Annotated in this window: 22 protein-coding genes; 21 read left to right on the forward strand and 1 reads right to left on the reverse strand. The window is 36.9% G+C overall.

All coding sequences use genetic code 11. From position 1 onward, the window contains the following. The first annotated feature begins 3 nt into the window (after window positions 1-3). The 20 genes from HMPREF9699_RS04795 (at window position 4) to HMPREF9699_RS04890 (ending at window position 20,766) form a co-directional block, all read left to right on the forward strand. On the forward strand, window positions 4-564 hold the full coding sequence (locus HMPREF9699_RS04795; RefSeq protein WP_002662867.1) for an NADH-quinone oxidoreductase subunit B: 561 nt from the start codon (window positions 4-6) through the stop codon (window positions 562-564). 168 nt (window positions 565-732) lie between these two features. Beyond that, on the forward strand, window positions 733-1,227 hold the full coding sequence (locus HMPREF9699_RS04800; RefSeq protein WP_002662868.1) for an NADH-quinone oxidoreductase subunit C: 495 nt from the start codon (window positions 733-735) through the stop codon (window positions 1,225-1,227). A gap of 56 nt (window positions 1,228-1,283) precedes the next feature. Next, window positions 1,284-2,507, forward strand: coding sequence for an NADH-quinone oxidoreductase subunit D (locus HMPREF9699_RS04805; RefSeq protein ID WP_002662871.1), 1,224 nt, complete (start codon window positions 1,284-1,286; stop codon window positions 2,505-2,507). A gap of 129 nt (window positions 2,508-2,636) precedes the next feature. Further along, window positions 2,637-3,146, forward strand: coding sequence for an NADH-quinone oxidoreductase subunit NuoE family protein (locus HMPREF9699_RS04810; RefSeq protein WP_002662872.1), 510 nt, complete (start codon window positions 2,637-2,639; stop codon window positions 3,144-3,146). 33 nt (window positions 3,147-3,179) lie between these two features. Continuing rightward, complete coding sequence (locus HMPREF9699_RS04815) at window positions 3,180-3,473, forward strand: nucleotidyltransferase family protein (protein WP_002662874.1); 294 nt, start codon at window positions 3,180-3,182, stop codon at window positions 3,471-3,473. Continuing rightward, window positions 3,463-3,822: a HepT-like ribonuclease domain-containing protein gene (locus HMPREF9699_RS04820; protein WP_002662875.1), complete on the forward strand. Its 360-nt coding sequence runs from the start codon at window positions 3,463-3,465 to the stop codon at window positions 3,820-3,822. The genes HMPREF9699_RS04815 and HMPREF9699_RS04820 overlap by 11 nt, the downstream gene beginning before the upstream one ends. Window positions 3,823-3,855: 33 nt before the next feature. Beyond that, the gene (gene nuoF / locus HMPREF9699_RS04825; protein ID WP_002662877.1) at window positions 3,856-5,217 is read left to right on the forward strand and encodes an NADH-quinone oxidoreductase subunit NuoF; all 1,362 of its coding nucleotides are present in this window, start codon (window positions 3,856-3,858) and stop codon (window positions 5,215-5,217) included. Between the two features lie 155 nt (window positions 5,218-5,372). Beyond that, window positions 5,373-6,377, forward strand: a complete 1,005-nt coding sequence (locus tag HMPREF9699_RS04830; RefSeq protein WP_002662878.1) for a 2Fe-2S iron-sulfur cluster-binding protein — start codon at window positions 5,373-5,375, stop codon at window positions 6,375-6,377. Between the two features lie 24 nt (window positions 6,378-6,401). Next, window positions 6,402-7,460 (forward strand): NADH-quinone oxidoreductase subunit NuoH, encoded by a 1,059-nt coding sequence (gene nuoH, locus HMPREF9699_RS04835; protein WP_002662880.1) that lies wholly within the window; start codon window positions 6,402-6,404, stop codon window positions 7,458-7,460. A gap of 108 nt (window positions 7,461-7,568) precedes the next feature. Further along, window positions 7,569-8,129, forward strand: a complete 561-nt coding sequence (locus tag HMPREF9699_RS04840; RefSeq protein WP_002687757.1) for a NuoI/complex I 23 kDa subunit family protein — start codon at window positions 7,569-7,571, stop codon at window positions 8,127-8,129. Window position 8,130: 1 nt separating this feature from the next. Beyond that, entirely contained in the window at window positions 8,131-8,628 is a 498-nt protein-coding gene (locus HMPREF9699_RS04845; protein WP_002662882.1) for an NADH-quinone oxidoreductase subunit J family protein, read from the forward strand. Window positions 8,629-8,632: 4 nt separating this feature from the next. Further along, complete coding sequence (gene nuoK, locus HMPREF9699_RS04850) at window positions 8,633-8,962, forward strand: NADH-quinone oxidoreductase subunit NuoK (RefSeq protein WP_002662883.1); 330 nt, start codon at window positions 8,633-8,635, stop codon at window positions 8,960-8,962. Between the two features lie 3 nt (window positions 8,963-8,965). Further along, window positions 8,966-10,882 carry an NADH-quinone oxidoreductase subunit L gene (gene nuoL, locus HMPREF9699_RS04855; RefSeq protein WP_002662884.1) on the forward strand — a complete coding sequence of 639 codons (1,917 nt, stop codon included), beginning with the start codon at window positions 8,966-8,968 and terminating at the stop codon, window positions 10,880-10,882. After that, window positions 10,882-12,375, forward strand: a complete 1,494-nt coding sequence (locus HMPREF9699_RS04860) for a complex I subunit 4 family protein (RefSeq protein ID WP_002662885.1) — start codon at window positions 10,882-10,884, stop codon at window positions 12,373-12,375. Before nuoL ends, HMPREF9699_RS04860 begins: the two co-directional genes overlap by 1 nt. Window positions 12,376-12,407: 32 nt before the next feature. Then, entirely contained in the window at window positions 12,408-13,802 is a 1,395-nt protein-coding gene (locus tag HMPREF9699_RS04865; protein ID WP_002662886.1) for an NADH-quinone oxidoreductase subunit N, read from the forward strand. A gap of 93 nt (window positions 13,803-13,895) precedes the next feature. After that, on the forward strand, window positions 13,896-16,058 hold the full coding sequence (locus tag HMPREF9699_RS04870; RefSeq protein WP_002662887.1) for an outer membrane beta-barrel family protein: 2,163 nt from the start codon (window positions 13,896-13,898) through the stop codon (window positions 16,056-16,058). A 166-nt stretch (window positions 16,059-16,224) separates the two neighbouring features. Next, window positions 16,225-17,274 carry a tRNA preQ1(34) S-adenosylmethionine ribosyltransferase-isomerase QueA gene (queA, locus tag HMPREF9699_RS04875; protein WP_002662889.1) on the forward strand — a complete coding sequence of 350 codons (1,050 nt, stop codon included), beginning with the start codon at window positions 16,225-16,227 and terminating at the stop codon, window positions 17,272-17,274. Window positions 17,275-17,493: 219 nt separating this feature from the next. After that, complete coding sequence (rlmN, locus tag HMPREF9699_RS04880) at window positions 17,494-18,525, forward strand: 23S rRNA (adenine(2503)-C(2))-methyltransferase RlmN (RefSeq protein ID WP_002662890.1); 1,032 nt, start codon at window positions 17,494-17,496, stop codon at window positions 18,523-18,525. 200 nt (window positions 18,526-18,725) lie between these two features. Next, on the forward strand, window positions 18,726-19,799 hold the full coding sequence (locus HMPREF9699_RS04885; RefSeq protein ID WP_002662892.1) for a hypothetical protein: 1,074 nt from the start codon (window positions 18,726-18,728) through the stop codon (window positions 19,797-19,799). A 145-nt stretch (window positions 19,800-19,944) separates the two neighbouring features. Continuing rightward, window positions 19,945-20,766, forward strand: coding sequence for a GLPGLI family protein (locus HMPREF9699_RS04890; protein WP_002662894.1), 822 nt, complete (start codon window positions 19,945-19,947; stop codon window positions 20,764-20,766). Window positions 20,767-20,999: 233 nt separating this feature from the next. Here the strand turns inward: HMPREF9699_RS04890 and HMPREF9699_RS04895 are convergent, their stop codons facing one another. Continuing rightward, entirely contained in the window at window positions 21,000-22,100 is a 1,101-nt protein-coding gene (locus tag HMPREF9699_RS04895) for a hypothetical protein (RefSeq protein ID WP_002662896.1), read from the reverse strand. A 99-nt stretch (window positions 22,101-22,199) separates the two neighbouring features. On the opposite strand from HMPREF9699_RS04895, the gene secD reads away from it, so the two are divergent. Then, entirely contained in the window at window positions 22,200-25,079 is a 2,880-nt protein-coding gene (gene secD, locus HMPREF9699_RS04900) for a protein translocase subunit SecD (RefSeq protein ID WP_002662898.1), read from the forward strand. The last annotated feature ends 337 nt before the right edge of the window (window positions 25,080-25,416 follow it).

Raw genomic sequence — 25,416 nt, forward strand, 5'->3', positions numbered from 1 at the left:
GAAATGAGTTTAGAAAAAGAATCTACGATAGTAAGAATGGATGGTCCTGCTCCCGAAGGAATGGAAGGCGAGGGGTTTTTCGTAACCAAACTCAGTAGTGTAATAGGTTTGGCTAGAAAGCACTCGTTATGGCCATTGCCTTTTGCTACTTCATGCTGTGGAATTGAGTTTATGGCGACACTCAACCCTACTTATGATGCTTCTCGTTTTGGTATGGAAAGAAACTCTTTCTCTCCAAGACATGCGGATATGATGATGGTCTGTGGAACGATTTCTAAAAAATTAGCCCCCGTGCTTAAGCAGGTTTATCTCCAAATGGCAGAGCCAAGATGGGTGATTTCAGTAGGAGCGTGTGCATGTAGCGGAGGGATTTTTGATACCTACTCTGTACTTCAAGGGATAGACAAGATTATTCCAGTAGATGTATATGTTCCTGGATGCCCACCTAGACCTGAGCAGATTATAGAGGGTGTAATGCAGCTTCAGACTTTAGTAGAAAGTGAAAGCATCCGCAGAAGAGATTTGCCAGAATATAAAGCATTATTGGAATCTTACGGAATTTAATGAATTTGATAATGAGGTAATTTGAAAAATAAATTTTAGAATAATATTATTATTAATTAAAAAGATTGAAAGATAAAAAAACTATTAAGTAGTAGATTTTAGGTAGGAAGCAATTTTAAATCTTAAATCAACAAATTATCCGATTATCTAATTACTCTGATTAACATTATGACAAACGAATTTGTACTTACTGCTTTACAAAGAGAATTTCCAGATGAAATTCTCAGCTATACTGAGCCTTATGGTATGCTCACGGTGGAAGTGAAAAAAGATGCAGTAAAAAAAGTGATTCATTACCTTAAAGATTCCAGTTTAAACTTTATGTTCTTAACGGATCTTTGTGGTATTCATTATCCTGAAAATAAAGAAAAAGAAATTGGTGTAGTATATCATTTACATAATCTAATAGAGAATTTTAGATTGAGAATAAAGGCATTTACTACCAGAGAAAATGTGGAGTTCGAAACACTGACTGACCTTTTTTCAGGAGCCAATTGGATGGAAAGAGAAACTTTTGATTTCTACGGTATCAAATTTAAAGGTCATCCAGACCTCAGAAGAATACTCAATGTAGAGGATATGGATTACCACCCACTATTAAAAGAATATAGACTGGAGGATGGTACCAGACAAGATAAAGACGATAAAATGTTCGGAAGATAATTATTATCCTACCTGGTATTTTGCCAATGGTTAATAGCTAAAAGCTAAAAGCAATTATGAAAGACAACGCATTATCTAATATACTTCAAGGGTACGATGCTAAAGAGCAAATAGATGGGCAGCTCTATACGCTTAATCTTGGTCCTACTCACCCTGCTACACACGGGATTTTTGAAAATGTCCTCACCATGGATGGTGAGAGAATTCTTCATTCTGAACAAACGGTAGGGTACATTCATCGTGCTTTTGAGAAAATAGCGGAACGAAGAAACTTTGCCCAAATTACTACGCTTACAGACCGGCTCAACTATTGTTCGGCACCGATTAATAATATGGGTTGGCACATGACGGTGGAAAAACTCATCGGTTGTCAGGTGCCTAAGCGTGTGGACTATATGCGCGTGATTATGATGGAGCTCGCTCGTATTGCAGACCACTTGATTTGCAATGGCGTTACTTGTATGGATGCTGGAGCCATCACGGGACTCACTTGGCTTTTCCGCGAGAGAGAGGCCATCTACGAGATGTATGAGCAAATATGCGGAGCGAGAATGACTACCAATATGGGAAGAATTGGTGGTTTTGAAAGAGATTTTACCCCAAAATTTCATGAGTTATTGCAGAATTTCCTTAAAAAATTCCCGAAAGTATGGGGGGAGTTCTGTACGCTGAATGAGAGAAATAGAATCTTCATGGACAGATGTATTGATGCGGGAACCATCTCTGCAGAGAGAGCGTTAAGTTATTCTTTTACTGGGCCAAATCTCCGTGCATCAGGAGTAGATTATGATGTGCGTGTGGCACAGCCATACTCGTCTTATGAGGATTTTGATTTTATTATCCCAGTAGGAACTTCTGGAGATACTTATGATAGATTTATGGTAAGACAGCAGGAAGTTTGGGAGAGTTTGAAAATCATTGAACAAGCCTATAAAAACTTACCAGAAGGTGATTTCCATGCCGATGTTCCAGAGTTTTATCTTCCAGAAAAAGCCGATGTTTATACGAAAATGGAAGCCCTTATTTACCACTTTAAAATCGTGATGGGAGAAACAGAAGTTCCAGTAGGAGAGGTCTATCATTCGGTAGAAGGAGGAAACGGAGAAGTAGGTTTTTATTTGGTAAGCGATGGCGGTAGAAGTCCATATAGATTGCATTTCAGAAGACCAAGTTTTATTTATTATCAGGCTTATCCTGAAATGATTAAAGGAGCGATGATTTCCGATGCCATTGTTACCATGTGTAGTATGAATATCATTGCTGGGGAACTGGATGCGTAAGTTTTTTGATTGAAAGATTAAAAAATTGAAAGATTAAAAAAGAAAAAATTTAAAGATTATAATTAAAAAAATCAATCATTTGATATTTTCGATTATTTAAATTTTTGAATCATTTAGATTTATATTAAAATGAGCGAAACAATAGCTTTTAAACCTGAAGTTTTAGAGCAGGTACATAAAATTATCGCGAGATATCCTGAGGGGCGACAAAAGTCGGCACTTATTCCTGTGTTGCATTTGGCTCAAAAGGAATTCGGAGGTTGGCTGGATGTTCCAGTGATGGATTATGTGGCACAGCTTCTAAGCATTAAACCTATTGAGGTGTATGAAGTGGCAACTTTCTACACGATGTTCAATATGAAACCTGTAGGTAAATATGTTTTAGAAGTTTGTAGAACAGGGCCTTGTATGCTGAGAGGAAGTGAAAAAATCTTGGATCATATCCGTACTACGCTCAATATTAAGGATGGTGAAACCACCGCCGATGGCTTATTTACATTGAAACCTGCCGAATGTCTCGGAGCGTGTGGCTACGCCCCTATGTTGCAATTGGGCAAGTTTTATCATGAAAATCTAACCATAGAAAAAGTAGATGAAATCCTTGAGCTTTGTCGTCAGGGCTCCATTGCTTTAGATTAATAATAAGTGATTAAACCATAAGCATAATTAACAATGAAATTGACACCGATAGAAATAGAAAAAATTCAAAATTTCTTTAAGGATAAACCTGTAAAGAAAGTCTATCTCTTCGGTTCGTTCGCTAGGGGAGATGCTGATATAAATAGCGATGTAGACTTGTTAATAGATTGGGATTATTCACACCATATCGGATTAGAATATATACAATGGTGGATGGATATGAAGGAACTTCTACACAGAGAGGTGGATTTTGTTTCTTTAAAATATTTATCACCATTGATTCAAGATTATGTTCATAAAGATAAAACACTGATTTATGAGGCATAAAGTTGGAAATTTAGCTAGAGTTCAGCATATTGTAGATGCAATAGATAAAATAGAAATCATAATGGAAGATGTTAGTTTTGAATCTTTCATTAATGATTTTGAGAAGAGATTAGCGATAGAACGCTTGTTGAGCATCATAGGTGAAGCGAGTAACCATATAGATGAAGAAGTATTATTTGATGAGGAAAATGCAACGCCTTGGAGGAGTATTATTGGTTTAAGAAATTTTCTATCTCATGAATATTTTAGGGTAGATTATGATGTGATTTATAATATAGCAGTTCATCAAATGATACCCTTGAGAAGGGAAATGATAAGAATTAAAAATAAATTGGAAACAAAAGGCTAATGGCTCACTGCTAACGGCCAAAAGTATAAAAATATGAGTAAAAAACTTTTACTTAAAGACGCACATATAGAGGGAATTCGTTACTTTGATGTTTACCGCAAGCAAGGCGGATACGAAGCAGCGGAAAAAGCCCTAAAAATGACTCCCGAACAAATTCTTGAAGAAGTAAAAACTTCAGGACTTAGAGGGCGTGGAGGAGCAGGGTTCCCTACTGGAATGAAGTGGAGCTTCTTGGCAAAACCAGAAGGTGTGCCGAGACACTTGGTGGTCAATGCCGATGAATCTGAACCTGGTACTTTCAAAGACCGATACCTCATGGAGTATATTCCTCATCTTTTGATTGAAGGGATGATTATCGCTTCGTATTGTTTGGGTTCTAATGCTTCGTATATCTATATCCGTGGGGAATATTCTTGGATTCCTGATATACTAGAGGAAGCTATAGAGGAAGCAAAGAAAAATGGATTTTTGGGTAAAAATATATTAGGGACAGGTTTCGATTTGGAAATTTATGTTCAGAGAGGAGCAGGAGCTTATATTTGTGGTGAGGAAACCGCATTGTTGGAGTCCTTAGAAGGAAGAAGAGGAAACCCAAGATTAAAACCACCTTTCCCAGCAGTAAAAGGACTTTGGGAAAGACCAACGGTAGTGAACAATGTAGAATCTATCGCAGCGGTGGTTCCGATTATCAATATTACAGGAGCAGAGTACGCCAAAATAGGAGTAGGGCGTTCTACTGGAACTAAACTGATTTCTGCTTGTGGAAATATCAATAAGCCAGGGGTGTATGAAATCGATATGACCATTACGGTGGAGGAGTTTATTTATTCTGATGAATATTGTGGTGGTATTCCCAATGGAAAAAGATTAAAGGCTTGTATTCCAGGGGGAAGCTCCGTACCCATTGTTCCAGCCAATCTTCTGCTGAGAACCATTAATGGGGAACCTCGTTATATGAACTATGAATCTCTATCGGAAGGTGGCTTTGCTACGGGAACCATGATGGGTTCAGGTGGCTTTATCGTTCTTGATGAAGACCAGTCTATCGTAGAACATACCATGACTTTGGCAAGATTTTATGCCCATGAAAGTTGCGGTCAATGCACGCCGTGCCGTGAGGGAACACCTTGGATGTACAAGATTTTGAAGAAAATTCATAGTGGACAAGGAACCATGGAAGATATTGATTTGCTATGGGATATTCAGAGAAAAATAGAAGGTAATACCATTTGTCCGCTGGGAGATGCCGCGGCGTGGCCAGTAGCGGCAGCCATTCGCCATTTCCGTGATGAATTTGAGTGGTATGTGAAAAACCCAGAACTATCCCAGAAACAAAATTATGGACTAGCAAATTACGCAGACCCGATTCCCGTAGTGGAGAAAATTGAAAGTTAGAAATTCACAATATTATGTAGGGTTGAGATACATCTTAACCGTTTAATGATAGGATGGAGGTATATTTCAGCCGCATGAATAGATGAAATAGGATTGGAGATTCAAAATGATGTAGGGTTGAAATATATTTCAACTATCTAAAAGCGAATATAAAAATGAGCGAAGAAGTTAAAAAATTTAAAGTAACCGTTGATGGGCAGACCGTAGAAGTAGCTCCTGGAACCACAATTTTGGAGGCTGCAAGACAAATCGGAGGAAAATCTGTACCACCAGCAATGTGTTATTATAAACCTTTGGAAACCAGTGGTGGGCGTTGTAGAACCTGCTTGGTAGAAGTCTCTAAAGGTTCGGATGCCGATCCTAGACCGATGCCAAAATTGGTAGCGAGTTGCCGAACTACGGTGATGGATGGTATGGAAATTAAAAACCTGACTTCAGAGAGAACTCAGGAAGCAAGAAAGGCCGTAACCGAGTTTTTATTGGTAAATCACCCTTTAGATTGCCCAGTTTGTGACCAAGCGGGAGAATGTCACCTTCAAGATTTGGGCTATGAGCATGGCGTTTCCAGTACCAGAACGGAATTCGAGAGAAGAACCTATGAGCCGGAAGACATCGGGCCATATATTAAGTTGCACATGAACCGCTGTATCCTTTGTGCCAGATGTGTTTTGGCAGCCAATCAACTTACGGGGAACAGAGAGCATGGTATTTTATTCCGTGGGGATCATGCCGAAATTTCTACTTATCTGAATAAAGCACTGACCAGTGAGTTTTATGGCAATGTCATCGATGTATGTCCTGTAGGTGCTTTGACCGATAGAACCTCCCGTTTTGCAAGTAGAGTATGGTTTACTAAGCCTGTGAATGCCACTTGTAAATGCGACAAATGTTCTGGTAAGGCGGTGCTTTGGATGAAAGGGGAAGAGGTTATTCGTGTAACCACGAGACAGGATGAATATGGAGAAGCCGAAGAATGGATTTGTAATGAATGTAGATTTGAGAAGAAAGACCTCAAATATTGGAATGTGGAAGGCCCAAGACATATTGATAGGCATTCGGTGATTTCCTTGAACCACTATGAGAATGAAAAAGTTGAACAAAATTTGGTAAATACTACTCAAGTTTTGGAACAAAAACAAATAGAAGATAATGGGCGATAAGCCAGTAACGAACAAGAGAATATTATGGATGCATTAGTGTTTGATATTATATTGGTTATCAGCTTATTTGCTATATCATTAGGGGTGGCTGCTTATTCCACTTGGGGAGAAAGAAAAGTGGCTGCTGCATTACAAGATAGGGTAGGACCGAATAGGGCAGGACCTTTCGGTTTATTACAACCTTTGGCAGATGGAGGTAAATTATTCTTCAAGGAAGGTTTTATCCCTTCTAATGCGGAGAAATTCTTATTTATCCTTGGCCCTGCAATAACCATGGGGATTTCATTAGTTACAGGTGCGGTGATTCCTTGGGGGAAATCTTTACAGATAGATGGAACTTCTTATGATTTACAAATTGCTAATATTGATGTAGGGGTGCTTTTCCTCATCGCTATGGTATCTGTGGGTGTTTATGGAATGATGATTGGAGGCTGGGCTTCTAATAATAAGTATTCCCTCATTGGTGCGATTAGGGCTTCTTCTCAAATGATTTCTTATGAATTGGCAATGGGACTTTCTTTGCTCTCTATCATTATGATGAGCGGAAGTTTAGATCTCAATACCATTGTAGCAGAGCAAGGTGGAGGTAAACTTTGGGGACTTTTTGAAGTAGATGGCTGGAACTGGAATATTCTTTATCAGCCCTTGGCGTTTATAATTTTTGTGGTTGCTGCTTTGGCAGAAACTAATAGACACCCTTTTGATTTACCTGAATGTGAATCGGAGTTGGTCAATGGATATATGACGGAGTATTCTTCCATGAGTTTCGGGATGTATATGTTTGGGGAATATGTGAATATGTTCATCTCTAATGCACTCATTGCTACCCTGTTCTTTGGAGGGTTTAATTACCCAGGGATAGAATGGGTAACCCAAAATTGGGGAGAAAATGTAGCAGGAATTCTGAGTATTCTCTCTATTTTAGGGAAAGCTGTTTTTGGAATCATCGTATTTATGTGGATTCGTTGGACGATTCCGAGATTCCGTTATGACCAGCTGATGCATCTGGGATGGAAGAGCTTAATTCCTTTGGCATTGATTAATTTATTAATTACAGGTGCATTTATTATTTTTGTAGCATAAGGCTCATGACTGTTTGCCATTTGAAAAAGTAAATAGTGAAGCATTAAAAGTTGAAAAAAGCGTACTGCCTATCCTTACGGCATACGGCACATTAATTAAATGTAAATAATGAAACTAACGAACAGATCCAAAGTAGTTTCCAATAAGGAAATGACCTTTATGGAAAAACTATACCTTCCTTCCATCATTAAAGGGATGGGAATTACAGGTAAACATGCCCTTGAGATGATTTTTAAAGGCTCTAAAGGGAAGGTGTATGCCTATCCTGAGGTGGAAAAACCTCGTGCTCAAATATGGAGAGGAAGACATGTACTGAAAAGAGATGAAGAAGGAAGAGAAAGATGTACAGCCTGTGGACTATGTGCCGTAGCATGCCCTGCAGAAGCTATTACCATGACTTCTGCGGAGAGAAAACCAGAAGAAAAACATCTGTACAGAGAGGAAAAATACGCTTCTACTTATGAGATTAATATGCTCAGATGTATTTTCTGTGGTATGTGCGAAGAGGCTTGCCCTAAATCTGCAATTTATCTTACTGATAGATTGGTAGATGTGGAGACGCATCGTTTGGATTTTGTATATGGAAAAGATAAATTGGTAGAGAAAATGGAGGCTCGAATTGATATTCAGCCTAGACAAACTGACAAACAGAAAAAAGCCGTAAAATAAAATGGAACAAATTATATTTTTTATTATTTCAGCCTTTGCATTGGCGAGTGCGGCGTATTTTGTTTTTTCCAAAAACCCGCTTTATTCTATTCTTTCACTTATTATTACCATGTTTTCCATTGCGGGATTGTACATTGTATTGAATGCACAATTTCTCGGTGTGGTACAAATCATTGTCTATGCTGGTGCTATCATGGTATTATTCCTTTATATCTTAATGATGCTCAATCTCAATAAGGAAGATGAAGGAAAAAAGAATGTATATTTAAAATTTGCCGGAGTAATCTCTGGTGGACTACTATTCATCGGTATTTTGGGAGCACTAAAGGGGATTCATACGGAGGCCGTAGATACCACCAATATAGATTATAGCGTAGGGCTTACTAAAAACCTCGGTCGTCTTTTGTTTAATGAGTATGTATTGCCTTTTGAATTGGCTTCCATTCTCATCATTGCGGGAATTGTAGGTGCAGTATTAATAGGAAAAAAAGATTTATAGAGATATGACAGATATAAATTCTTTCATCAGTGCCATTCCTCAGAGTTATTTCATCATTCTGAGTGTTGTACTGTTTTGCTTAGGAGTAATCGGTGTTTTGATTCGTAAAAATGCCATTATCATTTTAGGGTGTGTAGAGCTGATGCTCAATTCAGTAAATTTACTTTTAGCATCGTTTTCAGCTTATAAAGGAGATGGAAATGGGCAGCTTTTGGTATTTTTCATCATGGTAGTAGCAGCAGCAGAAGTGGCAGTAGGACTTGCTATCATCGCCATGCTCTACCGTAACACAAGGTCTGTAGATATTAGTTTGTTCAATAAATTGAAGGGGTAAGATATGGAGAATTTAGTATTTTTATTGGTAGTATTACCTCTATTAGGATTTTGTATCAATGGTATTTTTGGGAAAAAATTGCCAGTGAACATTGTGGGAGCCATCGGTACTATTGTAGTATTATCGAGTTTCGTTATTGGCCTTAATTTGTTTTTTAATTTTTCCGAAGATGCACCGCCTGTTGTGGTAAAAGCATTTGAATGGTTCAGAGTGAATGGTGTTCCCGTAAACTTTGCATTTCAGATAGACCAGCTTTCTCTGATGATGGTACTCATTATCACGGGAATAGGTACGCTGATTCATTTGTACTCTATTGGATATATGCATCATGATCCAGGGTTTGCTAGATTTTTTGCTTATCTCAATCTGTTTGTTTTCTCCATGTTACTTTTAGTATTGGGAAGCAATTATCTGATTCTTTTTATCGGATGGGAAGGCGTAGGGCTTTGCTCTTATCTACTCATCGGTTTTTGGTTCAAAAATAAAGAATATGGTAAGGCAGCTAGGAAAGCATTTATCATGAATAGGATAGGAGATTTAGGTCTTCTTTTGGGGATTTTCATGATTGCTTATCATACCAATGCAGTGGATTATCTTTCTGTAAAACAAAATGTAGGACAATTTGAGATAGATGGTAGCATCATTATCTTTATTTGTGCAGCACTTTTTATAGGAGCAGTAGGTAAATCAGCACAAGTTCCATTGTACACTTGGCTTCCAGATGCTATGGCGGGGCCTACACCTGTATCTGCATTAATTCACGCTGCTACCATGGTAACGGCGGGTATTTACCTTGTAGTTCGTTCCAATTTCTTATTTGATTTAGCACCTACTGTGTTAGATGGCATTCTTTTCATTGGATTGCTTACGGCTATTTTAGCTGCTTTCTATGCACTGAGACAGAATGATATTAAAAAAGTATTGGCATATTCTACGGTTTCTCAGCTTGGGTTTATGTTCGTAGCTTTAGGTGTGGGGGCTTATACTACAGCGATGTTCCACCTCATGACCCATGCTTTCTTTAAAGCATTATTGTTCCTAGGCTCTGGTTCTGTAATTCACGCGATGAGTGGTGAGCAAGATATGCGTTTTATGGGAGGGCTGAAAGATAAAATAAAAATTACTCATATCACTTTCCTCATTGGTACTTTTGCTATTGCGGGGATGCCATTGTTCTCAGGGATGATTTCTAAGGACGAAATTTTGGTGGTTACTTTTGTGAAAAGCCCTCTGATTTGGGGAATACTTTTCATCGTGGCAGCAATGACGGCTACTTATATGTTCAGAATGTACTATCTTACTTTCCATGGACAGTTTAGAGGAACAGAGGAACAGAGACATCATCTTCATGAAAGTCCATTGAATATGACTTTACCTCTTATGGTATTAGCAGTGTTATCCGTATTTGGAGGATTTTTTAATTTACCCCATTTTATAGGGCATGGGCATTACGCTTTCCTTGCTCATTGGATTAAGCCCGTGCTTACAGAACAGGCATATGCTAAGGCAGAAGCTGCAATGATGAGCATTAGCCCTACTACGGAATACATCCTTTTGGCAATTACTATTGCAATGTTTTTTGTAGTATGGATGGTAGTGAAAAACATCTATGGAACAAAAGGGAAACTTCCAAAGGCGGAAGAGGAACTGAAAGGATGGGAGAAATTATCAGCCAAAAAATTGTATATCGATGAACTGTACCATGCACTTTTTGTTCGTACGGCAGAAGGATTGGGCCGTGGAGGAAAAGCATTTGATAAAAATGTACTAGACAACACGGTGGAATTTGTAGGAGATGGTGCTGAAGAGAGTGGTAATCTACTGAAGAGATTACAGAATGGAAATGTAGAAAACTATGTACTTCTTCTTTCTTTGGCGATTGGAATTATATTGATTGTTAAATTTTATTTTGCTTCATAATGTCTATAGAATTATTATCATTACTATTATTGCCACCGTTCGGTGCATTGGTATTGTTCTTTGCGAAAGGTGCTTTTAGCCGAAATATAGCGATAGGATTCTCATTGGTGCAGTTGGTCATTACTTTGTGTATGCTATGTAATTTTGATAGCACAGCTACCGTGGATAGTGCCCTTCAGTATGAGATTAATTATCCTTGGATGCAAGGAATCAATTCTACCATACATTTTGGAGTGGATGGAATGAGTATGCTCATGGTATTACTTACTAATATCTTGGTGCCGCTTATTTTAATATCTTCTATTAAAAGTACGCAGCATTATACGCATACTTTTTATGCTTTGGCACTCCTCATGCAGTTCGGACTTATTGGGGTGTTTACCGCATTAGACGGACTTTTATTTTATATTTTCTGGGAAGTTACTCTTATTCCTATTTGGCTCATCTGTGGGATTTGGGGACAAGAGAATAAGCGATTTCAGTTTACTACCAAGTTCTTTGTTTATACTTTTGTAGGTTCATTATTTATGCTTGGTGCGTTCATCTTCGTGTACAGCCATGCGGCTTCTTTTTCATTGACAGATATGTACAATGCGAATCTTACAGAAACGCAACAAATCATTGTATTTTGGTTTATTTTCTTTGCCTTTGCAGTGAAATTACCTGTTTTTCCTTTTCACACTTGGCAGCCAGATACTTATACTTATGCTCCTGCTCAGGGAACGATGTTACTCTCAGGAATCATGCTAAAAATGGCGGTTTTTGGAGTATTAAGATGGTTGTTACCTATTACACCAATGGCTATTGTAGGTATTTCAGGATTTATCGTACTTATTTTAGCTATTGTAGGGGTGCTACATGGAGCGTTAATCGCTTTGATTCAAAATGATATCAAAAGAATTTTAGCATATTCCTCATTTTCGCATGTAGGACTCATGGTGGCGGGGATTTTTGCTTCTGCTATGGTAACACTGAATGGTACTTTTACCATTGAGGGAGGACAGGGAGCCATGGTTCAGGCATTTGCTCATGGCTTTAATGTGGTAGGGCTTTTCATATGTGCAGAAATTTTAGAGAGAAAATTCGGTACCAGAGATATTCGGAATATGGGTGGACTGGCAAGGGTAGCTCCTATTTTTGCAGTGGTTTTTCTCATTGTCTTATTAGGTTCTTTAGGAGTTCCTTTGACCAATGGCTTCATCGGTGAATTTATTTTGTTAAAATCTGTATTCGGATATGATACTTTGGCAGCTATCATTGCGGGAGTTTCTATCATCTTAGCGGCGGGATACCTACTAAGAATGTACGGAAAAACCATGTTTACGGAAGGAAATACAGAGCAATTAGACGGTATGAAAGATGTCTCTACCAGTGAATTCATCGTTTTGGGAAGCATTGCCGCTTTAGTCTTGGTATTTGGAGTGTATCCTCAGCCGATTATTGATATGGTAACCCCATCGTTATCGTTTATTTATAATGCTTTGGCTCACTAAATTTTTAATCTTATTTTTATAAAGATAACCTCATGATTGTTTTAATAACTGTTTTTATCACTGCCATAATTGTATTATTTACGGGCGTTTTTAACCAAGGTAAATATGCGAGATACACTGGAATTGCGGGATTACTTTTGGCATTAGCATTGAGTTTTCAGCCAGAGCCTGTATTCTTTGAGCAATATCACTCTATGTATGCGTTAAGTGCATCGGCTGTTTTGTTTTCTAGAATAGCCATTATGACTACGCTTTTGATTTTCTTTTTGGGTGGTTTTGCGTTTTCTAATCATCGTAATCATCAGTCAGAACTGTATGCTCTAATGCTATTCGCACTTTGTGGTGGCTTCGTACTTTTTGGGTTCCAAAATCTTATTACGCTATTTCTAGGGATTGAGATCCTTTCCATTCCCCTATATGTATTGGCAGGGGCGAATAAAAATGACTTGCGTTCCAATGAAGCATCATTAAAATATTTTTTGATGGGTGCTTTTGCTACAGGGTTTTTGCTTTTTGGTATTGCAATGATTTATGGTGCAGCAGGAAGTTTTGATTTGGCACAAATCAGAGAATTTGTTACTCTTCATCAAAGTAAACCGATGATCATTCTCGGAATGATTATGATGCTTAGTGCTTTTTCTTTTAAAGTATCTTTAGCACCATTTCATACTTGGAGTCCTGATGTGTATCAAGGGGCACCTACTATTATTACGGCATTCATGGCGAGTGTGGTAAAAACTTCTGCGGTATATGCTTTTTTCGTGATGATGACGCAGGTTTTTGGTAGTATCATGGGAAGTTGGCAAAACATTGTGGGGGTACTCATTATCCTTACTTTCTTAATTGCCAATACCATGGGATTGGCACAGAGCAATGCGAAAAGAATGCTTGCTTTCTCTTCTGTTTCTCATGCAGGATATTTGGCATTAATTTTCTTTGGAGTGAATGAAAACTCTACTAATGTATTGGCATTTTACCTATTTGCTTATTCGCTAAGCACCATAGGGGTGTTTATGACGATGATTTATGTAGAGAAAATTAAGAGAGAAACTTCATACAATGCGTTCAAGGGACTGGCAAAAACTTCGCCTGTGTTGGCATTGGTATCTACAGTGTCTTTGTTGTCTATGGCGGGAATTCCTATTACAGCAGGGTTCATTGCTAAGTTTAGCCTCTTTGCTCAGGCAATCAATGGAAGTATTTTCTTGGTACTCATGGCGATTATTGGCTCGGCAATATCCATTGCCTATTATTTGAGGCTTATTATTTCCATGTATTTCTTCCAAGAGTCTAGCTTTAAGACTTCAGAGACAGTATCTATCACTTATAATATCGTGGGCGTGGTGATTATTCTTACCATTATTATTTTAGGAATCTTCCCCGATTTATTTTTTCACCAGTTTGCTTACGCTCCGATTATAAAATAATTAAATCCCCAGTTTTGGGGATTTTTTTTTGGAATTACTTGGTAAAAGTTTAATTTTAATACTTACATTTGAGTAAGTAATAAAAGAGATACCATGAAAAAACAATTCGTAACATTATCGGTGCTTTGTACCGGTATCCTTTTCGCACAAAAAACGGACAGCATCCCTCAAACGGTAGAAAAACAAATAGAAGCTGTGGAGCTGGTGGCGAAGAAAAAATTGGTAGAAAGAAAGGTAGATAGATTAGTGTTTAATGTAGGAGAATCTGTATCTACACAAGGAGGAGATGCCTTGGATGCCCTGAGAGTAACTCCAGGCGTAATAGTTCAGAATGAAAGTATTTCTATGGTAGGAAAAAATGGAGCATCTATCATGGTCAATGATAAACTCTTGAGATTATCTGGTGATGAACTTGCCAATTTTCTAAAAACAATAAAATCTGAGGATATTCAGAAAATAGAAGTCATTACTGCACCTCCTGCCAAATATGATGCGGAGGGAGATAGCGGAATTATCAATATTCAACTGAAAAAGGCTAAACGAAATAGCTGGGGCGGAAATATTACAAATAGTTATACCCAAGCCACGCATTTATTGGGAAATTGGGGTGGTGCTTTAAATTTTCAGAAAGATAAATGGACGATTACCTCTAATCTCAATTATACGAATGGAAGCTATGCACCTTACCAAGAATACACTTTATTTTATCCTAATTTTATTTGGTCAGAAACTAATAAAAGGCGTGTTTTTCAGAATAGCGTAAGTGGAAAAGTAGGGATAGATTACCAAGTAAGCCCTAAGACTACAATGGGCGTGGAATACGCTGCTTCTGATGCTGAGGTATTGGCAAAAGGAGAATTTCGTCCTACTATTACTCTACCTAATGGAGAGATGGATTATTATATCATAACCCCTAACCGAGTGGAAAGAGATATACAATCTGATGCGGTAAATTTGTATAGTTTTACCAAAATCAATGATAAAGGGGAGCAGCTTTCTATCAATGCGAATTATTTTAAATACCAGTCTGGTGGGAATAATAAGTTCAGTACCCAAAAGTATTTACCAGATGGAATGCCTTTTGGGGGAAGTTACCAATCGGCAGATAATATCAGTGGCCAGCGTGTACATATCTACTCAGCAAGTGCTGATTATGAATTGCCTTTAGAATGGGCACAGTTTTCCTTAGGAGGAAAAGTCTCATTCATAGACAATGGTAGTAATGTAGCTTATTTTGATACATCAGCTCAAAATCCAATTATGGACCCTACGAGGAGTAATGTTTTTGATTACAAAGAAAATACCCAAGCCTTGTACATTTCGGGAAATAAAAATTGGTCAGAGAAATGGAAGATGAAATTGGGACTAAGATTAGAAACTACCCAGACCAAAGGTTATTCTGAGACGCTACAGAAAACACATAAAAACAATTATACCCAACTATTCCCCACGCTTTATCTTACTTATGATGCTACAGAAAATAGGCAGTATGGAATGAACTATAGCAGAAGAATCCACCGCCCAAGCTATAGTGACCTAAATCCTTTTAGACTCTACTCTTCACAGTTTAATTATTCTGAAGGGAATCCATTTTTACAGCCTTATTTCATTGATAACTTTGAAATCAATTGGAGTTATAAAAATTATTTCGCTTCGGTAGATGTATCACTTATCAAAAACGGGTCTGACCAAGTAACTTTTGTATCTCCCGATGATACCGTGCAGAGGGTAATTCCTTTTAATTTTTATAAACAGTTTGCATTAGGCACAGTGCATCACTATACATTAAAGCCTTGGAAATGGTGGGAAAGCAGCAATATGCTGAATGTGAAATATGTGAAAACTACACCACAGCTAGAAAACACCTCCCTTCCAATACTGGACAAAATAACCGCTTATTTTTCTTCTAATAATAGTTTTGTGCTTAATGATGCCAAAACGCTAAGAGCGGAATTAGGATTTTACTATCATGCTCCTTCTGTTGCAGGAAGCTATACCACTACAGTATGGTATTATGTAGATGCAGGAATTCGTTATTCTATGTTTGATAAAAAACTGAATGTATCCCTCAATGGTATGGATATTTTCAGAACCAATAAGGTTACCTTTACCCAAACTGTAAATGGCATCAAGCAAGAGAATTTTGACTATCGTGATAGTCAAAAAATAAGGCTTTCCGTTACTTATAGTTTTGGAAAATCTTTCGATACAAAAAAAGTAAACCAAAGTAATGAGGAAGAAAAAGAAAGATTGTAGAAATAAAAAATCGGAAATATTTCAAAGATTTAAAGAATACGCCAATTGTTAATCGTAAAACTTTGTACAGGAAATCAAAATTTCCAGAGGACTGAAAAATAAACTTTGAAATTTGTTTTTTTTTGCCGATATTGCACCCCATTTTTAAATAAAATCCGTAAATTTTATGAAAACATCCGATTTTAACTTTCATCTTCCTGATGAATTGTTAGCAGAACACCCATCAGAGCATCGTGACGAAGCAAGGCTTATGGTACTTAACAGAAAAAATGAAACCATTGAGCATAGATTGTTTAAAGATGTGATAGACTATTTTGATGATGGAGATTTATTCGTTTTTAACAATACCAAAGTTTTTCCAGCTCGTCTTTATGGAAATAAAGAAAAAACAGGAGCTAAAATAGAGGTCTTCCTCCTCAGAGAACTGGATGCAGAGACCAGAGTGTGGGATGTATTGGTGGACCCCGCAAGAAAAATCCGTATAGGGAATAAACTTTTCTTTACAGAAGATGAATCTTTGGTGGCAGAGGTGATAGATAACACCACCAGCCGTGGGCGTACCCTTAGGTTCTTATTTGATGGTTCTTACGAAGAGTTTCGTGCCAAACTGAAAGAGCTGGGAGAAACTCCATTGCCTAAGTATATAAAAAGAGCTGTGGAACCAGAAGATGCAGAAAGATATCAGACCATCTATGCCAAAGTAGAAGGAGCGGTGGCAGCACCTACCGCAGGGCTTCACTTCTCTAAGCATCTGATGAAGAGATTAGAGATAAAAGGAATAGATTTCGCAGAAGTTACATTACATGTAGGGTTGGGTACTTTTAATCCTATAGAGGTGGAAGACCTCTCTAAACATAAAATGGAAAGTGAGGAGGCTATTATTGATTTGGTTAATGCAGAAAAAATCAATGCAGCATCGGAGGCAGGAAAGAGAATATGTGCCGTGGGAACCACTACTATGAGGGCTTTGGAAACTTCTGTTTCTTCTAATAGAAAAATCTCTGCATACTCTGGCTGGACGAATAAATTTATCTATCCACCGCATGAATTTGGTGTAGCCAATGCTATGATTACCAATTTCCATACCCCAAAATCTACACTTATTATGATGATTGCGGCTTTTGCAGGAAAAGATTTCGTGATGCATGCTTATGAAGAAGCCATTAAGGAGAAATATAAATTTTACTCTTATGGAGATGCCATGCTCATCTTGTAAGCAGAGAAAATCAGCATAAGAAAATAGGCTTTAAGCGATGAGAAAGTCGTTTAAAGCCTTTTATTCATATCAAAATTTCAATAAGCAGGAAGCAGGAGGCTGTTGGTGTCTGATGATTCGCTGATAGCAATTAGCTTTATCACCTTTTAGCTTTCTAATTTCTGTCATTATACTTTGTACTTAGTACTTTTTACAAATTTATAACCTCTAAAAATATTGATGAAAGACATCAGAACGCTATCCTTAGAAGAGCTCATTGCCTATTTTGAAAAACATGGCGAGAAATCTTTCCGTGCCAAGCAAGTCTATGACTGGATTTGGTCTAAAAACCTACACACCTTCGAGGAGATGACCAATCTTTCTAAGAAAATGAGAACGCAGTTGGCATCTGACTTTACCATTCTCCCCGTGTCGGCTCATGTGGTACAGCACTCCAAAGATGGTACCATAAAAAATGGCGTGAAGCTCCATGATGGGCTCATGGTGGAGTCGGTACTTATTCCTACCGAAACCCGAACCACCGCCTGTGTGTCTTCGCAGGTAGGCTGCTCACTGAACTGTGAGTTTTGTGCAACCGCAAAACTGAAAAGAATGAGGAATTTAGAAGTGGCGGAAATTGTAGATCAGGTGGCACTAATTGATAGACAAAGTAAAGAATTTTTTGACCGACCGCTGTCTAACATCGTTTTTATGGGCATGGGAGAACCTATGATGAACTACCCCAATGTGGTGGAAACCATTAAGAAGATTACTCAGCCCGAGGGACTGGGCATGTCGCCAAGGAGAATTACCGTTTCTACCTCTGGGATTCCTAAGATGATTAAGATGCTGGCAGATGAAGAGCTGAAAGTGAAACTGGCACTTTCTTTACACTCTGCGGTAGAAAAATCTCGGAACGAAATCATGCCTTTTTCTACTAAATTTCCATTGACCGATATTATGGAAGCACTCCAATATTGGTACAGAAAAACCAAATCCGAAATTACTTTTGAATATTGTGTTTGGAAGGGGATTAATGATGATGAAGCCCATATTAAAGCACTTATAAAATATTGCCGACAAGTGCCTTCTAAGGTAAATCTCATCCAATACAACCCCATAGGTGAAGGAAAATTTGATCACCGCTCAGAAGAGGCAGAACAAAGGTATATTCAGGCATTAGAGCAAGCGGGAATCACGGTACTCGTCCGAAGAAGTAGAGGAGGGGATATTGATGCAGCCTGTGGGCAATTGGCCAATAAAAATGGCTAAAGATATAGGGGATTTAGAAACCGAGTGAAGACTGAAACCTCATCTCTTTTGATAATGTAGAAAAAATAAAATGGGTTTTTAATAGAAAAGAAGCTATGCGATAATAGAAACGCAAAGCTTCTTTTTTTTCTTGATAGTTGGGAAATTATTTATATACTTGTAGGGGATTCCTTTTTTGTTTTGTAAAATTGTTACTGATAATGAAAGCATTGATTTTTTTAGTTTTTGGCTTATTATCTTATTTTTTTTCGGGACAGACTTATCCTACATTGGATAACGATAAGCTTCTCTTGTATTACCAAACCATTCATAGTGCTGAGAAACATATTATCCAAAATGAAATGAGAGAAGCACTTAGTCAGTACAAAACAGCTTTTAAGATGAATGCTAAGCCTCCCGCAAAGGATATTTATAATAGTATGCATGTAGCTATTGAGTTGAAGGACAAAGATTTTGCTAATAAGCAATATGAAGTTATGAGATGTTTTCAATACCCGTTTGAGGAAGATTTTTTAGCAAAAAATAAAGGAATTATAGCACCTAAAAATAAGAAATGTAAAAATAAACTCAATGCAGCGCTTATAGTAAAATTGGATAGTTTGTTTGAACTTGATCAAAAATATCGTTTACTTTCCAAAGGGGATTATAAAAAAGTACAAAAAGAAATGACCTTAGGAGATAGTATTGCTTCTACGCGTCTTCTGGAGCTCATTGAAAAATATGGTTTTCCAACGGAATATGAGATAGGATTAGCGGGTATAAGACCTAAGTTTTTGCATAAGTTTTATTTTATTATTTGGCATCAATCTGCAGGAAACGCTTATAGTCCGCAGCGGGTAAATTTTTTTCCTTACTTGCAGAAAGCATTGAACGAAGGGAAAATTATACCAGAATATGCTACTTTTTTAATGGATTTGAATAATGGTACTAATTTTTTTATTACCGATGCTCATGATTTGAGATCTAAAACCCATCATGTAGTTTTGGGTGAGAAAGTGGAGCATTTAGAATGTTGCTATATCAATAAATTTTATTATCCAGAAAATAGATCCCCCGAACAAAATGAAAAAATTATACAAAATTTTGCCAGAATCAATGCAAGGAGAACCAAGATAGGATTATTCATTTTGGATGAAATGGTACAAAAGGGAATTCATCGGGCAAAAAATCCAAGTACTCCCTTTTTATTCCCCGATGCTAGAGTGAGAGTACAAGTAATACCTAATGAAGAAGCCGAAAAACAATTTCTTATTCAATATATGAAAGTGAAATGAATTAAGTATATCCCTCTATCAGCTAATGTATTACGAGAAAGGTGAGTGATTTATGTTAAAGAGATATAGTTATGGTCTTATTTTTATTATTTTGAGAATATATTGAAAAAAAACATATATTCGTGATATAAAGAAAAGAGTAAATATGAAATATTTATATGCCCTTATTTTTTTTTCCAGTATTTTCATTCATGCTCAGACTACGAGGTTAGTGTACAAGGTGTCATCAGTAGCTGATTCTGAAAGAGTGGATGATATTTACTATCTTGATGTAGATACCAATAAGAAAACTGCAATTTATTATAATAGGAACTATTTTGTAAATGATTCTATATTTAAAAAGACAGGAATGTTTGGTTTTTCAGACTTTAAAATGACCGATTTTGTAAAAGTCAATTTAGATAACAATCATGATGCGGAAGAATATAAAACGCTGAATGTAGATGTTTTTAAAATCAATATAGAAAAATCAAAAAATTGGAATATAACAAAAGATATTCGGATAGAAGGCAATAGGAAACTGCAAAAAGCAATGATAAATTATGGAGGAAGATATTGGGAAGCTTGGTGGAATTATGATTTTCCTCTTGACATAGGACCTTATCTTTTTGGTGGTTTGCCTGGGCTTATAGTAGAGCTGAAGGATACACAAAATCATTTCCATTTTGAATTAATTGATGTTCAAAACTTCTCTACAACTCAAACGATTGATTTTTTAACCACATTAGAAACAAATTCGGTAGCTATTTCCATTGATAAGTTTAAGAAGTTGCTTCTTCAAAATTATAATGACCCTTTTGGAAACATCACTAAAGGTTTGAGAAATAGTTATCAGCCTATTCGTTTGGAAGATGGCACACTACTGACCAAGGAGAATTTCAAATCAAGCGAAGAAATGATTAGAAATAGATTGAGAAAACAAAATCCTATCCACATGGATTTCAAAGTGGCGTATCCTAATAAGTGATTTGGAAATAGGGAATTTTAGTAAAGTTGATAATAAATAAGTTACTTCGGCTTATTTGATAAAATATCTAATAGGGAGTAAAAAATGAAGTATAATTATTTTTATGTTAAAAATCTATAAATGAGTTTAGTGTCTCTGGCTTTGCTGAAGTATTAAAAAAAGCAAAATGCTTTGAAAAAAACTCACAAAGTTTAATAGGAGTTCAAAATAATTTTCATATTATATTCAAGTTATTATATAGGGTTTATCGTTTTGAGTGAAGTGTTTACCAAACCCATGATCGCTAGTTCCCAATCTTTTACTTTTCTTTCTATGGTAAATTCCGAAAAATCAAATTGTTTTTGCTGGAGGGATGAAATTTGCGTTTCTATATTTTCCTTTTCATGGAACATAAAATTATGTGTACATGGGTGATGCTGAGGTATGATGATAGGCTTTTCAGAACGAATGGCATCCAAAATATTGCCCGACATTTTGGTCTTGCCATAGTATTCTTCATTGCTGAAAAAAGAAGTTTTTTCCTGAATGGGACACCATAGAACAGTGGCTTTAGAGAGGTAATTATCAAAAATTTCCTTGGAGATTTTCTCTGTAAAATATTTTAAATCAATATGCTCTGGGAGAAAAGGAAGAGCGCTGAAGATGCCTTGTAATTCACTTCCTTCGGCTTTGCCTAGTAAAACCACTTCTGTAGGATGAGTGAAATATTTGAGGGCATCTAAAATTTTTCCATAATCTCTTCTCGTTTGTTGTACCGCCCCTGGAATCACAATGATGTTTTTTTCTTCATTTTCTTCATTTTTGTGCTTTTTATTTTTAAAATTTTTATCTATTTTGCTCTTTTCATTGGTGCAGAAAATAGGCAAGTAGCTAAAATCTTTCTGTTCTAAACCTCGGTCTAATACCCATTTCCTTTTTGCCAATGAATGTATTTTAGGAGCGGAAAGTAAGTTTTCTTTTAGTAATAATTTGAGTCGGTATTTCCAATCTTCTTTGAAAATTTTGGTCAATAACTGAAATGAATTGAGTCCAGCAAAATTTTGATTATGAACGATGATAGAAGTAGAGTAATGTGAAACAATTTTGTTCCAAATATGAAAATATCGGTGAGCTGTCCCGATGATAATATGTTGATAATGATTATTTTTTAAAATACTAAAAATTGCTTTAGGGTTTTCTACTAAGGTAGAGGGGATATGAGGAATTCTTTGCTGAATTTTTGGGGAGAAAAGAAAATCCACTGAAAATAGCTCTGATTTTTGAGCTATTGAGTAGAAAGCATCGGCTATTTCTGCGTGGGTGTCTAGTTCTATGTAGGCAATTTTTATTTTCATTGGGCGAAGATAAGAAATCAAACAAAAAACAATGAAAAAAATGCGTTCGTATTATCCATGAAATCACTATATTTGCCCATTAATTTAATAGTGTAAACAATGCAAGGAAAAGGATTTGTTACCTTGGTAGCCATTGTACTCGGGCTGATTTGCTTGAATGAATTGCTCCCAAGTTGGTATGCCAGCAAGATAGAGAAAGAGGCAAGAGCCTTAGCTGGTGAGAACACAGAAAAGTACCAAAAAGAAATCGCTAAATTATCCAAAGACACGCTGAATCTGGGCTTTACTAAACTGTATTATTCTAAAGCCAAGGAGAAGGAAATGAAGCTGGGATTGGATTTAAAAGGGGGGATCAATGTACTTTTGGAAATCAATCAAAGAGATTTGGTAAACAATCTTACCAACTATTCTACGCACCCTATTCTCATCGAAGCACTCGATAAGACAGATGAAGTGCAAAAGAACTCTACAAGAAATTACATTGATAATTTCTTTGACCAGTTTGCTATCATCAATAAACAAAAAGGAGCCAATCTGAAACTTGCTGATCCTGAAATTTTTGGTAATACCAATCTTTCAGAAATTAAATACAACTCTACCGATGAGCAGGTGAAAGAAATCGTAAGAAACAGAATAGAGCTTTCTACAGGGTCTGCTTATGAGGTGATTCGTACTCGTATTGACAAAATGGGGGTTACCCAGCCGAATGTTCAGCGTGTGCCAGGAACAGGAAGAATTTCTGTGGAAATGCCAGGACTTCAAGATGTGGATAGAGCGAAGAAAATGCTCCAGTCTTCGGCAAAATTACAGTTCTGGGAAGTGCAGCAACTGGATGAGGTATATCCTTATATTCAGCAGCTGAATACCATTGTTCAGCTTAAAAGTGATTCCATTGGCATCGCTAAGAATATTAATTTAGAGAAACTATTAAACCCTGGTGAAATGGGCAATACAGCGGTAGGAAATGTGAAACTTTCTGATACTGCTGTGGTGAATAAAATTATTAATAGTACTATTGCTAAAAAAGCAAGACCTACTAACTTACAGCATACACAGTTCATGTGGGCATATAAACCTGAAACCCGAACACCTGATGCACTTACCCTCTATGCTATTCGTAGTAATGCCGCTAATAAAGCACCTGTAGATGGAGCGGTGGAATCTGCAAACATCGGTTATGACCAGCTGGGTAGAGTAGTGGTAGATATGCAGATGGACTCTAAAGGTGCAAAGGAATGGAAAACCATGACCGAGAAGAATGTAGGCAAACCTGTTGCAGTTTCTTTGGATAACATCGTTTATACCGCTCCTAATGTGAACGAAGTCATTCCTAATGGAAGAACGCAAATTTCAGGAACTTTTACACAGCAAGAAGCACAAGACTTAGTGGATGTATTGGGGGCAGGGAAACTCCCAGCAAGTGCTAAAGTGGTACAGTCTGAAGTAGTAGGGCCTTCTTTGGGAGCAGCGTCTATTAATGCAGGGCTTTGGTCTTTTGCTGTAGCTTTCTTGCTCATCATTATTTATATGATTGCCTACTATGGCGGTGCTGGGATATATGCTGTAATCGCGATGACCATTAATCTCTTCTACATTTTTGGGGTGATGGACTCTATAGATGCTACGCTTACCCTTCCAGGGATTGCAGGGATAGTGCTTTCCATGGCAATGGCGATAGATGCGAATGTAATTATCTATGAAAGAACCAAAGAAGAACTTGCACTCGGGAAGAATATTCAGCAAGCGTATTCTGATGGATTTAAGCATGCTCTCTCTGCTATTGTAGATGGACAGCTTACTACCATTCTTACGGCAGTGGTACTTTATGTATTCGGTACGGGGCCTATCAAAGGTTTTGCGGTAACGCTTATCATTGGTATTCTCATGGCATTTTTTACTGCCGTAGTACTTTCTAAAACCATGATTTTCTCTAGATTGCAAAAAGGGAAAAATCTTACTGTATCTACTTCTTTCTCTAAAAATTTATTTAGAAATGTAAAGATAGATTTTATTGGGAAGAGAAAGTATGCTTACATTTTCTCTATTGCCCTTACAGTGATTTCTCTTGTTTCTATTTTTACCAAAGGATTTAAGTTTGGGGTAGATTTTGAAGGGGGAAGAAACTATATCGTGAAACTGACGACACCAGTACAGGCAGAAACGGCAAAAGTGAAGTTAGAGCCACTGTTTAAAACGGCCAATGGAATTAATCAGTCTGTAGATGTGAAAACCTATGGTAATCCATCTCAACTGAAAATTACTACTGACTATAAAATCAATGACGAATCTATAGAGGCGGATCAAGAGGTAGAAGCAAAAGTATTTGAAGGGTTAAAAACTTGGCTTCCGAAAGATGCTACCGTACAGTCTTTCAAGTCCTCTCAAGATAATAACTATGGTGTCATTCAATCCACAAAAGTAGGACCTACTGTGGCAGATGACATCAAAACAGGAGGTTCATTGGCGGTATTAGGTGCTTTGATTGGAATTTTTATCTATATTCTTTTCAGATTTAGCAGATGGCAATTTTCAGCGGGTGCGGTTTTATCTCTTTTCCATGATGCTTCCATTGTATTGGGTGCATATTCATTGCTTCATAATTTTATGCCGTTTAATATGGAAATCAATCAAGATTTCATTGCGGCCATACTTACTGTAGTAGGGTATTCTATTAATGATACCGTGATTATCTTTGATAGAATTAGAGAATTCCTCCGTGAGAGAAAAGCGATGAACTTAGAAGAGTTATTTAATGGAGCTATTTCTAGTACCCTAGGAAGAACATTTAATACCTCATTTACTACTATTTTGGTATTATTGGCTATTTTCTTCTTCGGAGGAGACGGGCTAAAAGGTTTTATCTTTGCACTCTTATTAGGAATAGGTTTTGGTACTTATTCGTCTATCTTCGTAGCATCAGCAGCGTCTTATGATTTGCTGAAAAAGAAGAAAAATGTATTTAAGAAAACCGAAAAATAATATAACGCTCTCATATTCTAAAAAAGCTGTCCGAAAAAGGACAGCTTTTTATTTTTTATTCATTTCTAATGGAATTTTATATCATTTATATTTTGGATTTACTACCTCTGTTTTCCAAAGTTTGAAACTCTCACCAAGGGTAAGCTTAAAATTTTAAGCCTTATAGTTTGATAATCACACAGTCCGAAAAATCGCTTAACATCTTTTTTATTGTCAATTTCACCCATCTTCCTATATATATTATTATCAAGAGATTGTCTTAATTTTTCAGGTATTTCCATTATTGTTTATAAATAATCTATTTTCAATATATTTACCATAAAAAATAAAAACTCAT

The sequence above is a fragment of the Bergeyella zoohelcum ATCC 43767 genome (assembly GCF_000301075.1).
GTDB lineage: Bacteria > Bacteroidota > Bacteroidia > Flavobacteriales > Weeksellaceae > Bergeyella > Bergeyella zoohelcum.

Coding starts and splice junctions, on each gene's coding strand:
- HMPREF9699_RS04795 (WP_002662867.1), top strand. CDS start 4: ATGAGTTTAGAAAAAGAATCTACGATAGTAAGAATGGATGGTCCTGCT.
- HMPREF9699_RS04800 (WP_002662868.1), top strand. CDS start 733: ATGACAAACGAATTTGTACTTACTGCTTTACAAAGAGAATTTCCAGAT.
- HMPREF9699_RS04805 (WP_002662871.1), top strand. CDS start 1,284: ATGAAAGACAACGCATTATCTAATATACTTCAAGGGTACGATGCTAAA.
- HMPREF9699_RS04810 (WP_002662872.1), top strand. CDS start 2,637: ATGAGCGAAACAATAGCTTTTAAACCTGAAGTTTTAGAGCAGGTACAT.
- HMPREF9699_RS04815 (WP_002662874.1), top strand. CDS start 3,180: ATGAAATTGACACCGATAGAAATAGAAAAAATTCAAAATTTCTTTAAG.
- HMPREF9699_RS04820 (WP_002662875.1), top strand. CDS start 3,463: ATGAGGCATAAAGTTGGAAATTTAGCTAGAGTTCAGCATATTGTAGAT.
- nuoF (WP_002662877.1), top strand. CDS start 3,856: ATGAGTAAAAAACTTTTACTTAAAGACGCACATATAGAGGGAATTCGT.
- HMPREF9699_RS04830 (WP_002662878.1), top strand. CDS start 5,373: ATGAGCGAAGAAGTTAAAAAATTTAAAGTAACCGTTGATGGGCAGACC.
- nuoH (WP_002662880.1), top strand. CDS start 6,402: ATGGATGCATTAGTGTTTGATATTATATTGGTTATCAGCTTATTTGCT.
- HMPREF9699_RS04840 (WP_002687757.1), top strand. CDS start 7,569: ATGAAACTAACGAACAGATCCAAAGTAGTTTCCAATAAGGAAATGACC.
- HMPREF9699_RS04845 (WP_002662882.1), top strand. CDS start 8,131: ATGGAACAAATTATATTTTTTATTATTTCAGCCTTTGCATTGGCGAGT.
- nuoK (WP_002662883.1), top strand. CDS start 8,633: ATGACAGATATAAATTCTTTCATCAGTGCCATTCCTCAGAGTTATTTC.
- nuoL (WP_002662884.1), top strand. CDS start 8,966: ATGGAGAATTTAGTATTTTTATTGGTAGTATTACCTCTATTAGGATTT.
- HMPREF9699_RS04860 (WP_002662885.1), top strand. CDS start 10,882: ATGTCTATAGAATTATTATCATTACTATTATTGCCACCGTTCGGTGCA.
- HMPREF9699_RS04865 (WP_002662886.1), top strand. CDS start 12,408: ATGATTGTTTTAATAACTGTTTTTATCACTGCCATAATTGTATTATTT.
- HMPREF9699_RS04870 (WP_002662887.1), top strand. CDS start 13,896: ATGAAAAAACAATTCGTAACATTATCGGTGCTTTGTACCGGTATCCTT.
- queA (WP_002662889.1), top strand. CDS start 16,225: ATGAAAACATCCGATTTTAACTTTCATCTTCCTGATGAATTGTTAGCA.
- rlmN (WP_002662890.1), top strand. CDS start 17,494: ATGAAAGACATCAGAACGCTATCCTTAGAAGAGCTCATTGCCTATTTT.
- HMPREF9699_RS04885 (WP_002662892.1), top strand. CDS start 18,726: ATGAAAGCATTGATTTTTTTAGTTTTTGGCTTATTATCTTATTTTTTT.
- HMPREF9699_RS04890 (WP_002662894.1), top strand. CDS start 19,945: ATGAAATATTTATATGCCCTTATTTTTTTTTCCAGTATTTTCATTCAT.
- HMPREF9699_RS04895 (WP_002662896.1), bottom strand. CDS start 22,100: ATGAAAATAAAAATTGCCTACATAGAACTAGACACCCACGCAGAAATA.
- secD (WP_002662898.1), top strand. CDS start 22,200: ATGCAAGGAAAAGGATTTGTTACCTTGGTAGCCATTGTACTCGGGCTG.